Origin of the sequence: Pseudomonas sp. 8Z, from assembly GCF_902506535.1 — a bacterium.
Taxonomy (GTDB): domain Bacteria; phylum Pseudomonadota; class Gammaproteobacteria; order Pseudomonadales; family Pseudomonadaceae; genus Aquipseudomonas.
Map to the genome: position 1 here is coordinate 370,284 of NZ_LR733826.1, position 13,924 is coordinate 384,207.

Sequence of the window (13,924 nt, forward strand, 5' to 3'; positions counted from 1 at the left end):
GGTACAAGCTGTCAGCCTCCGGTTGCAGATAATGGCGCGCCAGAAGCCATCTCAGGATGGATTTAAGCCATTGGTTTAGCTGGCAAACGATTTTCTGGAACGCTTCTTGCCATAACCCCTTTAGGACGCGTTTTTGCGTCAAAAGATTGAATGAATTGGGGTAAGACCGTGGCAGTAGATCGCGCACAGTTGATCGGTGACGTACGCAGTAACCTGGCTGGGTTGCGGCAGGGCAATCTGGGTATTCCGTTGCTGCTGTTGGTCATGCTCGGCATGGTCATGCTGCCGGTGCCTGCCTTTCTGCTCGACGTGCTGTTCACTTTCAGTATTGCGCTGTCGATTGTGGTGCTGCTGGTCAGTATCTACGCGTTGCGCCCGCTGGACTTTGCCGTTTTCCCGACCATTTTGCTCGCTGCCACGCTGCTGCGTTTGGCGCTGAACGTGGCGTCGACCCGTGTGGTGCTGCTCAACGGTCACGAGGGGCACGGCGCGGCGGGGCAGGTGATTCAGGCGTTCGGTGAGGTGGTGATCGGCGGTAACTACGTGGTCGGTATCGTGGTCTTTGCCATCCTCATGATTATCAACTTCGTGGTGGTCACCAAGGGTGCCGGGCGTATCTCCGAAGTCAGCGCGCGATTCACTCTCGATGCCATGCCCGGCAAGCAGATGGCCATTGATGCTGACCTCAATGCCGGCATCATCGACCAGGCTGAAGCCAAGAAACGGCGTAGCGAAGTGGCGCAGGAAGCTGATTTCTACGGTTCCATGGACGGTGCCAGCAAATTCGTGCGCGGCGATGCCGTTGCCGGTCTGCTGATTCTTTTTATCAACCTCATCGGCGGCATCGCCATCGGCGTGCTGCAGCACCAGTTGGCTTTTGCTGATGCTGGCAAGGTCTACACCCTGCTGACCATCGGTGACGGTCTGGTGGCGCAGATTCCTTCCCTGCTGCTGTCCACCGCCGCCGCTGTCATGGTGACGCGCGTTTCCACCTCCGAGGATATGGGCGCGCAGGTCAACCGGCAGATGTTCGCTTCGCCCAAGGCGCTGGCGGTGGCTGCGGCCATCCTCATCGCCATGGGGCTGGTGCCGGGCATGCCGCACTTTTCCTTCATCAGCCTGGGTTTGATTGCTGCTGGTGGTGCCTACTGGATCGCGCACAAGAACCGCAAGACCAAGGAAGCCGAGGTCAAGGAAGTGCAGCGTCAGCAGGAGCAGTTGCCGGCGCAGAAGGCGCAGGAGGTCAAAGAGCTGGGCTGGGACGATGTCACACCTGTGGACATGGTCGGCCTGGAGGTCGGCTACCGCCTGATTCCCTTGGTTGACCGTAATCAAGGGGGGCAACTGTTGGCGCGGATCAAGGGGGTGCGCAAGAAGTTGTCGCAGGAGATGGGCTTTCTCATGCCATCGGTACACATTCGCGACAACCTTGATCTGGCACCCAACGCCTATCGTTTGACGCTCATGGGCGTCAGCGTGGCTGAGGCTGAGGTGTACCCGGATCGTGAATTGGCGATCAACCCCGGTCAGGTCTTTGGCCCGCTCAACGGCATCGCCGCCAAGGATCCGGCGTTTGGTCTGGAGGCAGTGTGGATCGATCCGAGCCAGCGTGACCAGGCGCAATCGCTCGGTTATACCGTGGTCGATGCCAGCACGGTGGTTGCCACCCATCTCAATCAGATTCTGCACAAGCATGCTCACGAGCTGCTGGGGCACGAAGAAGTACAGCAACTGATGCAACTGCTGGCCAAGAGCTCACCGAAGCTGGCCGAGGAGTTGGTGCCGGGGCTGGTGTCGCTGTCCACTTTGCTCAAGGTGCTACAGGCGTTGCTGCAGGAGCAGGTGCCTGTGCGTGACATCCGTACCATTGCCGAGGCCATCGCCAACGTCGCGCCCAAGAGTCAAGATCCCGCCGCGATGGTGGCGGCCGTTCGCGTCTCGCTGGCCCGTGCAATCGTCCAAGGCATTGTGGGACTAGAGCCGGAGCTGCCTGTGATTACCCTTGAACCAAGGTTGGAACAGATATTGCTGAACAGTCTGCAGAAGGCCGGACAAGGCGGTGAGGATGGCATCCTCCTCGAACCTGGTATGGCCGACAAGCTGCAGCGTTCCCTGGTGGAAGCGGCGCAGCGCCAGGAAATGCTCGGCAAGCCAGTGATCCTGCTGGTGGCCGGTCCGATCCGGGCGATGCTGTCACGGTTCGCGCGGCTGGCGGTGCCCAGCATCTACGTGCTGGCCTACCAGGAAATTCCGGACAACAAGCAGGTCACCATAGTCGCCACTGTGGGCCAGAACTGAGGTAAAGGGTCATGCAGGTTAAACGTTTCTTCGCCGCTGATATGCGGACCGCCATGAAACTGGTGCGTGACGAGTTGGGCGCCGACGCGGCCATCATTGGCAATCGCCGTGTGGCTGGCGGGGTCGAGCTGACTGCCGCGCTCGATTATCAAGTGACGCCAGCGCCAGTACGGCCGAATCCGGCTCTGGAAGCGGAGCTGCGCAAGACTCAGGCGCGTATCGTCAGCGCTCAGGCTGAGCTGGCAACCCGTGCCGAGCAGGACGAGCGTAAAGACCGTCAACTTTTTGCCAATGACTCGTTGGTGGCACCGGAGCTGCCGGTTACTCCGGTCAAACCCCAGCGCGCTGCCGAGAAACCAGCGCCAGCACCTGCTGTACCTAGCGTCGACCCGCGCGCGCTCGATGCCATGCGCTTCGAATTACATGGCCTGCGCCAACTGATCGAAGTACAACTCGGCTCGATTGCCTGGGGGCAGATGCAGAGTCGTCGTCCGCAGCAAGCCAATCTGTGGCGTCGTCTGCAGCGCATGGGCCTGTCGGCCGAGCTGTCGCAAGCCTTGCTTGATCGCGTTGCCGGCGTTGCCGAGCCGCGCCAGGCCTGGCGCATGCTCCTGGCGCATCTGGCGCATGCGATCAAGACTCCCAAGGTGGAACCGCTGGAAGAAGGGGGGGTTATCGCCCTGGTTGGGCCTGCCGGTATGGGGAAAACCACCACGCTGGCCAAACTGGCTGCACGCTACGTGCTTAAGTACGGGGCTCAGCAGGTCGCTTTGGTCAGTATGGACAGCTTCCGTATCGGCGCTCAGGAGCAGCTCAAGACGTTGGGGCGCATCCTTGGCGTATCGGTGACTCAGATCGACCCGGGGCAATCGCTGCTGCAAGCGCTGGCGCCTCTGGCCAAAAAGCGTGTCGTACTGATCGATACCGCTGGCTTACCGAGCAATGACCCAGCTCTACGCTTACAGCTCGAAAGTCTGTCGGCGCGCGGCCTGAAGGCCAAAAATTATCTGGTTCTGGCTGCCACCAGTCAGAGCCAAGTGCTCAAGGCGGCCTACCATAGTTACAAGCGCTGCGGTCTTTCCGGCTGCATACTGACGAAACTGGACGAGGCGGCGAGCCTGGGTGAGGTTTTGGGGCTGGCTATAGGCCAACATCTGCCGGTAGCCTATGTGACGGATGGGCCACGGATTCCGGACGATTTGCATGTTCCACGCAGCCACCAGTTGGTCAGTCGCGCAGTGGGATTGCAGGCCCCGCAGGAGCCGAGCGAAGACGCCATGGCGCAATTGTTCGCCGGTCTTTACCAAGGAACCGCGCGGCGCGCGGGCTGAAGCGCTAAAGTGTTGCAAGCCCTGCGTTTTTTCGCGGGGGCGAACGGCCAGTTGGCCATGTCGAAGTTAGACAAGGTATTTAGAGAACATGGGTATGCATCCCGTACAGGTGATCGCGGTGACCGGCGGCAAGGGCGGTGTCGGCAAGACCAATGTGTCGGTGAATCTGTCCATGGCCCTCGCCGATCTTGGGCGTCGGGTCATGTTGATGGACGCCGACCTGGGGTTGGCCAACGTCGACGTGCTGTTGGGATTGACCCCCAAGCGCACCCTGGCTGATGTGATCGCCGGTGAGTGTGATCTGCGTGACGTCCTGCTACAGGGGCCAGGCGGTATTCGTATCGTGCCAGCGGCGTCTGGTACGCAAAGCATGGTTAATCTATCGCCCATGCAGCATGCCGGGCTGATCCAGGCTTTTAGCGACATCAGTGAAAATCTCGATGTGCTGGTGATCGATACGGCTGCCGGCATTGGTGATGCGGTGGTCAGTTTCGTGCGCGCCGCTCAGGAAATTCTCGTCGTGGTCTGCGATGAGCCGACGTCTATCACGGACGCCTACGCCCTGATCAAACTACTCAACCGTGACCATGGCATCAGTCGTTTCCGTGTACTGGCGAACATGGCGCACAGCCCGCAGGAAGGCCGCAATCTCTTTGCTAAGCTAACCAAAGTGACGGATCGTTTTCTGGATGTCGCCCTGCAGTACGTCGGTGCCGTGCCCTACGACGAGTCGGTACGCAAGGCCGTGCAGAAACAACGCGCCGTTTATGAAGCCTTCCCACGCTCCAAATGTGCGTTGGCGTTCAAAGCAATTGCTCAGAAGGTCGATACCTGGCCGCTGCCGGCTAATCCGCGCGGTCATCTGGAGTTCTTCGTGGAGCGTCTGGTGAAGCAACCGACAGCAGACACGGCCGTATGACAGCAGCTTCTGGACTTCGTATGTACAACAAGGCACAGGCGCAGGACTCCCAGCACCAGTTGATTGAGCGCTATGCGCCGCTGGTCAAGCGCATCGCCTATCACCTGCTGGCGCGTCTGCCAGCCAGTGTGCAGGTGGACGACCTGATTCAGGCAGGCATGATCGGCCTGCTCGAAGCCTCGCGTAAATACGACTCCAGCAAGGGTGCCAGCTTCGAAACCTTCGCCGGTATTCGCATCCGTGGCGCTATGCTTGATGAGGTGCGCAAGGGGGACTGGGCGCCGCGTTCGGTACACCGTAACAGCCGGATGGTCAGCGATGCGATACGCACTGTTGAAGCAAGAACAGGACGTGACGCTAAAGATCATGAGGTTGCTGCCGAACTCCAATTGAGTCTGGAGGATTACTACGGCATCCTTGGCGACACTTTGGGCAGCCGCCTGTTCAGTTTCGACGACCTTCTGCAGGACGGCGAACATGGCGCACTGCATGAAGACGCCGGGCACTCCCACCTCGAACCTTCGCGGGATCTCGAAGATGAACGTTTTCAAGCCGCATTGGCCAATGCCATTGCGGGCTTGCCAGAGCGTGAGCGTCTGGTGTTGGCGCTGTATTACGATGAAGAGCTGAACTTGAAGGAAATCGGTGAAGTGCTGGGGGTCAGCGAATCTCGCGTCAGTCAGTTGCACAGCCAGTGTGCGGCGCGTCTTCGTTCGCGGCTGAGTGAATGGCGCGCTGGCTGAGCAGCAGCGCACTCGCAGGCAGAAACGGTTTCACGATTAAAGGACGTAGTTGCAAGCGCAATACGTTTGGGACTGTACGGAGGTCGACTTGGACAAGAACATGAAAATCCTCATCGTTGATGATTTTTCGACGATGCGACGGATCATCAAGAACCTCTTGCGAGACTTGGGTTTCACCAATACCGCTGAGGCCGATGACGGCACTTCTGCACTGCCGATGTTGCAAAGTGGCAGCTTCGACTTTCTGGTGACCGACTGGAACATGCCGGGAATGACTGGGATCGACCTGCTGCGTGCCGTGCGTGCGGATGAGCGCCTCAAGCACCTGCCGGTGCTGATGGTCACCGCCGAAGCCAAGCGCGATCAGATCATCGAAGCGGCTCAGGCCGGTGTTAATGGCTATGTGGTCAAGCCGTTCACCGCGCAGGTGCTGAAGGAAAAGATCGAGAAGATCTTTGAGCGGGTCAACGGCTGATGTCGGCCGCGAGGGTGCTATGGAACACGATGATTCCACATTGGGCGAACTTGAGTCGTCCCTGAAAACCAATGCCCGCGAGCTGGTTGATAGCCTTGAAAAAGGTAACTTCGGCAACGCGGTGCAACTGATCAATGAACTGAACAAGGTTCGTGATCGTGGCCTGTATCACGAGGTTGGCAAACTGACTCGTGAGCTGCACAACGCCATCGTCAATTTCCAGCTTGATCCGCGCATGCCCCATGCCAAGGAGCTGTCGCAGATATCCGACGCCACCGAGCGTCTGAACTACGTTGTAACCCAGACCGAGAAGGCGGCTAACCGCACCATGGATTTGGTGGAGCAGAGTGCGCCATTGGTCAACGATCTTGCTGATGAAGCGCAGAGCCTTGGTGCCGAATGGGGCCGTTTCATGCGCCGTGAAATCGGTGCCGAAGGCTTCCGCGAGCTGGCCAAGCGAATCGAGTTGTTCCTGGCGCGCAGTGAGCGTGACAGCAACAAACTCTCTGGCCACCTCAACGACATTCTGTTGACGCAGGACTATCAGGATCTGACTGGGCAGGTGATCAAGCGAGTGACGCAGTTGGTCACCGAGGTTGAAAGCAACCTGCTTAAATTAGTTCTGATGGCCAGTTCGGTAGACCGTTTTGCGGGTATCGAACACGACCACGATGCATTGCGTGCCGAGCAACAAAAGCAAAAATCGCCTTCGGCGGGTGAAGGTCCGCAGATTCATGCCGATAAGCGTGATGACGTCGCCTCCAGCCAAGACGATGTCGACGACCTGCTGTCCAGTCTTGGATTCTAAGGAGCACCCACATGAGCTTCGGCGCCGATGAAGAGATCCTCCAGGATTTCCTGGTAGAGGCCGGCGAGATTCTCGAACAGTTGTCCGAGCAGTTAGTCGAGCTGGAAAGCCGACCGGATGACATGAACCTGCTGAATGCCATCTTTCGCGGTTTTCACACCGTCAAGGGCGGGGCGGGATTCCTTCAACTCAACGAGTTGGTGGAGTGCTGTCATATTGCAGAGAACGTGTTCGATATCTTGCGCAAGGGCGAGCGTCGTGTTGACGCTGAGCTGATGGATGTCGTGCTTGAGGCCCTTGATACGGTCAACAGCATGTTTGGCCAGGTTCGTGAACGCACCGAGCCGACACCTGCTTCACCTGAACTGCTTGCTGCGTTGTCACGCTTGGCTGAGCCTGCTGGTGCCGAGCCGCAAAGTGTTGCCGAGCCAGAGCCTGCTTATGTCGAGCCCGAGCCCGAGCCTGTTGCCGCCTCTACCGACTCCTCTGATATCACAGACAGTGAGTTTGAGCAGTTGCTCGATGCACTAGGTGATACGCCACCTGCTGCGGCTCAAGCTGCCGCCAGCAGTGACGAAATTACTGACGACGAGTTCGAGTCGCTGCTTGATCAGTTGCATGGCAAAGGTCAGTTCGCTGCGCCTGCAGCATCGGTTACCCATACTCCTGCAGCGGTTGCGCCTGCGGCACCCGCCAGTGACGACATCACTGACGATGAGTTCGAGGCGCTGCTTGATCAGTTGCATGGTAAAGGCCAGTTTGCTGCACCGACTGCACCGACTGCACCGACTGCACCGACTGCACCAAGTCCAGCGGCAGTTGCGTCTGCCGCGCCTGCCAGTGACGACATCACCGACGACGAATTCGAGTCCTTGCTTGATGAGCTGCATGGTAAGGGCAAGTTTGTTGCCCCGGCGCAGCCAACTGCTCCTGCTGCTCCAGCGGCAAGTGCTGCCAAACCTGCGGCGGCGAAGCCTGCTGCAGCACCTGCGGCGAAACCCGCAGCCAAGCCTGAGCCTGCACCGACGTCGGCGCCCCGTGCGGCGGCAGCTCCCGCTCCTGCGGCGGCGGAGAAGGCACCTGCCAGTGAAGCGGAAACCACTGTTCGGGTCGATACCGCGCGCCTCGACGAGATCATGAACATGGTCGGCGAGCTGGTGCTGGTGCGTAACCGCCTGGTGCGACTGGGGCTTAACAGCGGCGATGAGGCCATGTCCAAAGCCGTGTCGAACCTCGATGTGGTGACGGCTGATCTGCAGACTTCGGTGATGAAGACTCGCATGCAGCCGATCAAGAAGGTTTTCGGCCGCTTCCCGCGCCTGGTTCGCGATCTGGCGCGCAACCTGAAGAAAGAGATCAACCTCGAGCTGGTGGGCGAGGAAACCGACCTCGACAAGAATTTGGTCGAGGCGCTCGCTGATCCGCTCGTGCACTTGGTGCGCAACGCGGTCGACCATGGCGTGGAAACACCAGAAGAACGCGAAAAAGCCGGCAAGGCTCGTTCCGGTCGCGTGGTGCTGTCCGCTGAGCAGGAAGGTGACCACATCCTCTTGTCCATCACCGATGACGGCAAGGGTATGGATGCTGACATCCTGCGCGCCAAAGCAGTAGAGAAGGGCCTGCTGGACAAGGATGCGGCCGAACGTCTGAACGAGTTCGAATGCTACAACCTGATTTTCGCTCCGGGCTTTTCGACCAAGACCGAGATTTCCGATGTGTCCGGCCGCGGTGTCGGCATGGACGTGGTCAAGACCAAGATTTCCCAGCTCAACGGCACGGTCAACGTGTTTTCGCAGAAGGGCCAGGGTTCGAAGATCGTTATTAAGGTCCCGCTGACTCTGGCAATCATGCCGACGCTGATGGTGATGTTGGAGAATCAGGCCTTCGCGTTCCCGCTGGTCAATGTCAACGAAATCTTCCATCTCGACCTGTCGCGTACCAATGTGGTTGACGGTCAGGAAGTGGTGATCGTGCGTGACAAAGCGCTGCCATTGTTCTACCTCAAGCGCTGGCTGGTGCCGCAGGCGTTCATGGAAGAGCAGCGCGAAGGGCATGTGGTGATTCTCACCGTGGGCAGCCAGCGTATTGGTTTTGTCGTCGATCAATTGGTCGGTCAGGAAGAAGTGGTAATTAAGCCACTGGGCAAGATGTTGCAGGGCACTCCGGGCATGTCCGGGGCGACCATCACCGGCGACGGTCGCATCGCGCTTATTCTCGACGTGCCGAGCATGCTCAAGCGCTACGCTCGACGTTTCTGATGGTTTTGCGGCACAGGCGCCTGCCTGTGCCGTCTAGGAGTGTTTATGGCAGTCAAGGTCTTGGTAGTGGACGACTCCGGCTTCTTTCGCCGGCGTGTTTCGGAAATTCTGTCTGCCGATTCCAGCATTCAGGTGGTCGGGACGGCCACCAACGGACGGGAAGCCATCGATCAGGCGCTGGCGCTCAAGCCAGACGTGATCACCATGGACTACGAGATGCCGATGATGGATGGCATCACGGCTGTGCGAAATATCATGCAGCGTTGCCCGACACCGGTACTGATGTTCTCTTCGCTTACCCACGAGGGTGCGCGCGTCACGCTCGATGCATTGGATGCCGGTGCAGTCGATTTCCTGCCGAAGAATTTCGAGGACATCTCGCGTAACCCCGAGAAGGTCAAGCAGCTACTGTGTGAAAAGGTGCATTCCATTGCACGCAGTAATCGGCGTTTCAGCTCTGCGGTTTCTGCACCGACAACTGCTGCGCCCAGCCCGGCAGTGCCGAGCAGTCGTACCGCCGCTCCTGTGCGTGCTCCTGCACCTGCCCCTATTACGCCCGCGCGTCCAGCGAGTAGCGCTAATGCGAGTTTTGCTGCGCCGCGCCGTAAAGCTTACAAACTGGTCGCAATCGGTACTTCCACGGGGGGACCGGTTGCTTTGCAACGGGTTTTGACCCAGTTGCCTGCTAATTTCCCTGCGCCGATCGTACTGATCCAGCACATGCCTGCTGCTTTCACCAAGGCTTTCGCTGAACGTCTGGATAAGCTTTGTCGAATCCAGGTCAAGGAGGCTGAGGATGGCGATATATTGCGTCCCGGCCTGGCACTGCTGGCGCCAGGCGGCAAGCAGATGATGGTGGATAGCCGAGGCGCTGTGAAGATTCTGCCCGGTGACGAGCGACTCAACTACAAACCCTGCGTTGATATCACCTTCGGCTCAGCCGCCAAGTCTTTCAGTGACAAGGTGCTTGCCGTGGTGCTCACGGGTATGGGGGCCGATGGTCGTGAGGGCGCGCGCCTGCTCAAGCAAAGCGGCAGCCAGGTCTGGGCCCAGGATGAAGCGAGCTGCGTGATCTATGGCATGCCAATGGCTGTGGTAAAGGCCGATCTGGCCGATGCGGTCTATTCACTCGACGACATTGGCCGCCATCTGGCTGAGGCCTGTCAGTGATGAGTCCTGAGTCGGGCGGTCGTGCATGGATGTTCTGAGCTTAATTGGCGTCATCCTGGCGTTCATCGCCATCTTGGGAGGCAATTATCTCGAAGGCGGGCAGGTTGCGGCGCTGCTCAATGGCCCGGCTGCCTTGATCGTGCTAGGCGGTACTTTGGGGGCGGTGCTCCTGCAAACACCGATCAGCGTATTCAAGCGTTCGGTTAGTGTGTTGCGCTGGATTTTCTTCCCGCCGCGTATCGATCTGGTTGGCGGTATCAACCGTGTTGTCGGCTGGAGCATGGTGGCGCGTAAAGAGGGTTTGCTCGGTCTGGAGTCAGTGGCAGACGCCGAGCCCGATGCTTATGCGCGTAAGGGGTTGCAATTGCTGGTTGACGGTGCCGAGCCGGAATCCATCCGTAGCATCCTTGAGGTCGATCTCTACACTCAGGAAGCCCGTGATATTCAGGCCGCCAAGGTGTTCGAAAGCATGGGGGGCTACGCGCCGACCATCGGCATCATCGGGGCGGTGATGGGCCTGATCCATGTGATGGGCAATCTGGCTGATCCCAGTATGCTGGGTAGCGGCATCGCCGTGGCGTTCGTTGCCACCATTTATGGTGTCGGTTTCGCCAACCTATTGCTGCTGCCTGCTGGCAATAAGCTCAAGGCGATTGCGCTGCGCCAGTCGCGTTATCGGGAAATGCTGCTTGAGGGCATCCTCTCTATCGCTGAGGGTGAAAACCCGCGCTCCATCGAGCTGAAGCTGCAAGGCTTCATGGACTGATAGAGAGGCACCATGGCCCGTAGACGGCATCAGGAAGAACACGAGAATCACGAGCGCTGGCTGGTGTCCTATGCGGACTTCATTACCCTGCTGTTCGCGTTTTTCGTGGTGATGTACTCCATTTCCTCGATCAACGAAGGTAAGTACAAGATCCTTTCGGAAACCCTGACCGGTGTTTTCAACCAGCCGGATCGTTCGATCAAGCCCATCCCTGTCGGCGAGGAGCGGCCACGTACCGGTGACCCCGAGCGGGCGACGATGAACGAGGATGTCGCTGAGGTGAGTGACAATACGCTGCGTAGTATCGCTGCCAGCGTGCGCGATGCCTTCGGTGATCTGATTCAGAGCGATCAACTGAATATTCGTGGCAACGAAATGTGGATCGAGCTCGAATTGAGCTCCAGCCTGTTGTTCCCCAGTGGTGATGCCTTGCCTAACAACCAGGCATTCGACATTATCGAGAAAGTCGCCAAAATTCTGGCACCTTATGAGAATCCGGTGAAGGTGGAAGGTTTTACTGACAACCTGCCGATTCAGACGCCTCAATATCCGACCAACTGGGAGCTGTCCTCTGCGCGCGCTTCCAGCATTGTGCGTATGCTGGCTATGGATGGGGTCAATCCTATGCGTCTCTCTGCTGTAGGCTATGGTGAGTTTCAGCCAGTTGCAGACAATTCGACAGCCGAGGGGCGAGGCCGTAATCGTCGTGTGGTGTTGGTGATTTCGCGTGATTTGGATAATCGCCGCAACAGCGGTAGCACCGCCGCTATCCAGAGCGGAAGTGGCACGCAACCTGCAAATGCGCCAGAGCAGGGGAGCGCACAACCATGAGCCGTCAAATCCCAGTCGCACTGTTACAGCGGGCGACAGCCATTCTCGGTCTGCATGCGTCGCGCCGGGAGGATGAGAGAAGATGAAAGTCTGGGCAGTAGCCAATCAAAAAGGTGGTGTCGGCAAGACCACCACATCCATTGCACTGGCGGGGTTGCTGGCCGATGCGGGCAAGCGTGTGGTCGTCGTCGACCTGGATCCACACGGATCCATGACCAGCTATTTCGGCCATGACCCAGACACGCTGGAGCATAGTTGCTTCGACCTGTTCCTGCATCAGGGCAACGTGCCGCAGGGGCTGCCTAAGCAGTTACTGCATGCCACCAGCCACGAGAATATCTCCCTGCTGCCATCGAGCACTGCATTGGCGACATTGGAGCGTCAGTCACCGGGCCAGAGTGGTTTGGGATTGGTAATCGCCAAAAGTCTGGCGCAGCTATGGGAGGATTTCGACCATGCTGTCATCGATAGCCCGCCGCTGCTCGGCGTACTCATGGTCAACGCCCTGGCCGCCAGCCAGCAACTGGTGATTCCGGTGCAGACCGAGTTCCTGGCGGTAAAGGGGCTGGAGCGCATGATCACCACGCTGACCATGATCAATCGTTCGCGCAAGCAGGCGTTGCCATACACCATCGTGCCAACGCTATTTGATCGACGCACCCAGGCCTCGATGAGCACGCTCAAGGTTTTGCGTAACACGTACCCCGATCACCTCTGGCCAGCCTATATTCCTGTCGATACACGTTTGCGTGATGCCAGCCGTGCAGGGCGTACACCTTCGCAGTTCGATTCGGGTAGCCGTGGCGTGATTGCCTACCGTGCTTTGCTCAAACACTTGCTAAGCCATCAGCCAGCGGCGCAGGTGGCCTGAAATGCACGCCTGTGTTGAATCGCTCTCAAGTCGAGCCGCTGTCCGGCCGATAGGCTTTACAAGCTTTAACCACGGTGTTTGCCCATGAGTCGTAACCTCGCAACTGCCACGCGCTCCCAATTGGCCCTGCAGTCCTACCTAGACGGTCTGCTGCAAGAGGCGGCTGCCGAGCTTGAGCAGTCGGTTGGCCTTGATGAATTCGAAGCGGCGGTGCTTGAGGAGCAGGTGCGTGATGCGCGCCTGGTGCAGCCGATTATGGTGCCCGTGGTCGCTGAGCCACAGGTGCCGGTGGCCATCCCCGAGGTGGCGATACCTGTCGCGGTGATCGAAGAGGCGCCGCCGCTGGCGGCGCCAGTTGCGGAGCTGACACCGCTGCAAGTGGCGTTCGATGCCGAAGGGCGTCCTGATTGGGCGCAAGAGCCTTTCGAATGCCTACTGTTCGACGTTGCAGGGCTGACGTTGGCGGTTCCGCTGATTTGCCTGGGATCGATCTATCCGCTGGAAGGGCAGGAGCTAACGCCACTGTTCGGCCAACCGGATTGGTTTCTTGGCATCCTGCCGAGTCAGTCAGGCAACTTGAAAGTGCTGGATACGGCGCGTTGGGTGATGCCTGACCGCTACCGCGATGACTTCCGAGAGGGCCTGCAGTACGTGATTTCTGTGCAGGGCTATGAATGGGGGCTGGCTGTGCATCAGGTCAGTCGTTCTATTCGTCTTGATCCGCAAGAGGTCAAGTGGCGCAGTCAGCGAACCCAGCGTCCCTGGTTGGCGGGTACAGTGATCGAGCACATGTGCGCGCTACTCGATGTGGCTGCGCTCGCCGAATTGATCGCCAGCGGAGGTGCCAAGCACCTAAAAGGCGGAAAACTGCATTAAGAATTGGTGGGCTCGTGCTAACGGGCTCTATAGTTGATGACAAGCGGGTGTAATCCGCGCGTGCCGCACTGAGCGGTTTTTGATGAGGCTAGGGACATGAAGAAAAGTTCTGCACAAGGTGCCGAAGATCCGATTCTGCAGTGGGTGACCTTTCGCCTGGACAACGAGACCTACGGCATCAACGTGATGCAAGTGCAGGAAGTCCTGCGCTACACCGAGATCGCGCCAGTGCCTGGGGCTCCGAGTTATGTGCTGGGCATCATCAACCTGCGTGGCAACGTAGTTACGGTGATCGATACTCGTCAGCGCTTTGGTCTGGGTTCGGCTCCTGTGACTGATAACACTCGTATCGTCATCATCGAAGCGGACAAACAGGTTGTGGGCATTTTGGTCGACAGCGTCGCCGAGGTGGTTTACCTGCGCCAATCCGAGATCGAGACTGCACCGAACGTCGGTAACGATGAGACAGCCAAGTTCATCCAGGGCGTTTGCAACAAGAACGGCGAACTGCTGATTCTGGTCGAACTCGACAAGTTGATGTCCGAGGAAGAGTGGTCGGAGCTGGAGAGCATCTGAAC

General features: G+C 58.6%; 13 protein-coding genes. All 13 read left to right on the forward strand.

The window, feature by feature from the left end; genetic code table 11:
- The first annotated feature begins 150 nt into the window (after positions 1-150).
- On the forward strand, positions 151-2,298 hold the full coding sequence (flhA, locus tag AERO9A_RS11050; RefSeq protein ID WP_159972005.1) for a flagellar biosynthesis protein FlhA: 2,148 nt from the start codon (positions 151-153) through the stop codon (positions 2,296-2,298).
- Between the two features lie 11 nt (positions 2,299-2,309).
- The gene (flhF, locus tag AERO9A_RS11055) at positions 2,310-3,629 is read left to right on the forward strand and encodes a flagellar biosynthesis protein FlhF (protein WP_159972006.1); all 1,320 of its coding nucleotides are present in this window, start codon (positions 2,310-2,312) and stop codon (positions 3,627-3,629) included.
- 88 nt (positions 3,630-3,717) lie between these two features.
- The gene (fleN, locus tag AERO9A_RS11060; protein WP_178111127.1) at positions 3,718-4,548 is read left to right on the forward strand and encodes a flagellar synthesis regulator FleN; all 831 of its coding nucleotides are present in this window, start codon (positions 3,718-3,720) and stop codon (positions 4,546-4,548) included.
- Positions 4,545-5,291 carry an RNA polymerase sigma factor FliA gene (gene fliA / locus AERO9A_RS11065; protein WP_159972007.1) on the forward strand — a complete coding sequence of 249 codons (747 nt, stop codon included), beginning with the start codon at positions 4,545-4,547 and terminating at the stop codon, positions 5,289-5,291. The genes fleN and fliA overlap by 4 nt, the downstream gene beginning before the upstream one ends.
- A 100-nt stretch (positions 5,292-5,391) precedes the next feature.
- Positions 5,392-5,766 carry a chemotaxis response regulator CheY gene (locus tag AERO9A_RS11070; RefSeq protein WP_169968482.1) on the forward strand — a complete coding sequence of 125 codons (375 nt, stop codon included), beginning with the start codon at positions 5,392-5,394 and terminating at the stop codon, positions 5,764-5,766.
- Positions 5,767-5,785: 19 nt separating this feature from the next.
- Positions 5,786-6,574, forward strand: a complete 789-nt coding sequence (locus tag AERO9A_RS11075) for a protein phosphatase CheZ (RefSeq protein WP_159972008.1) — start codon at positions 5,786-5,788, stop codon at positions 6,572-6,574.
- 11 nt (positions 6,575-6,585) lie between these two features.
- Positions 6,586-8,832 carry a chemotaxis protein CheA gene (locus AERO9A_RS11080; RefSeq protein ID WP_159972009.1) on the forward strand — a complete coding sequence of 749 codons (2,247 nt, stop codon included), beginning with the start codon at positions 6,586-6,588 and terminating at the stop codon, positions 8,830-8,832.
- A gap of 45 nt (positions 8,833-8,877) precedes the next feature.
- Positions 8,878-10,002: a chemotaxis response regulator protein-glutamate methylesterase gene (locus AERO9A_RS11085; RefSeq protein ID WP_159972010.1), complete on the forward strand. Its 1,125-nt coding sequence runs from the start codon at positions 8,878-8,880 to the stop codon at positions 10,000-10,002.
- Positions 10,003-10,027: 25 nt separating this feature from the next.
- Positions 10,028-10,768 (forward strand): flagellar motor protein, encoded by a 741-nt coding sequence (locus AERO9A_RS11090; RefSeq protein WP_159972011.1) that lies wholly within the window; start codon positions 10,028-10,030, stop codon positions 10,766-10,768.
- Positions 10,769-10,780: 12 nt separating this feature from the next.
- Positions 10,781-11,599 carry a flagellar motor protein MotD gene (motD, locus tag AERO9A_RS11095; RefSeq protein WP_159972012.1) on the forward strand — a complete coding sequence of 273 codons (819 nt, stop codon included), beginning with the start codon at positions 10,781-10,783 and terminating at the stop codon, positions 11,597-11,599.
- Positions 11,600-11,681: 82 nt separating this feature from the next.
- A complete protein-coding gene (locus AERO9A_RS11100) occupies positions 11,682-12,470 on the forward strand; it encodes a ParA family protein (RefSeq protein ID WP_159972013.1) in 789 nt (262 codons plus the stop codon).
- 84 nt (positions 12,471-12,554) lie between these two features.
- On the forward strand, positions 12,555-13,346 hold the full coding sequence (locus tag AERO9A_RS11105; protein ID WP_159972014.1) for a CheW domain-containing protein: 792 nt from the start codon (positions 12,555-12,557) through the stop codon (positions 13,344-13,346).
- A 96-nt stretch (positions 13,347-13,442) separates the two neighbouring features.
- Positions 13,443-13,922 (forward strand): chemotaxis protein CheW, encoded by a 480-nt coding sequence (locus tag AERO9A_RS11110; RefSeq protein ID WP_159972015.1) that lies wholly within the window; start codon positions 13,443-13,445, stop codon positions 13,920-13,922.
- The last annotated feature ends 2 nt before the right edge of the window (positions 13,923-13,924 follow it).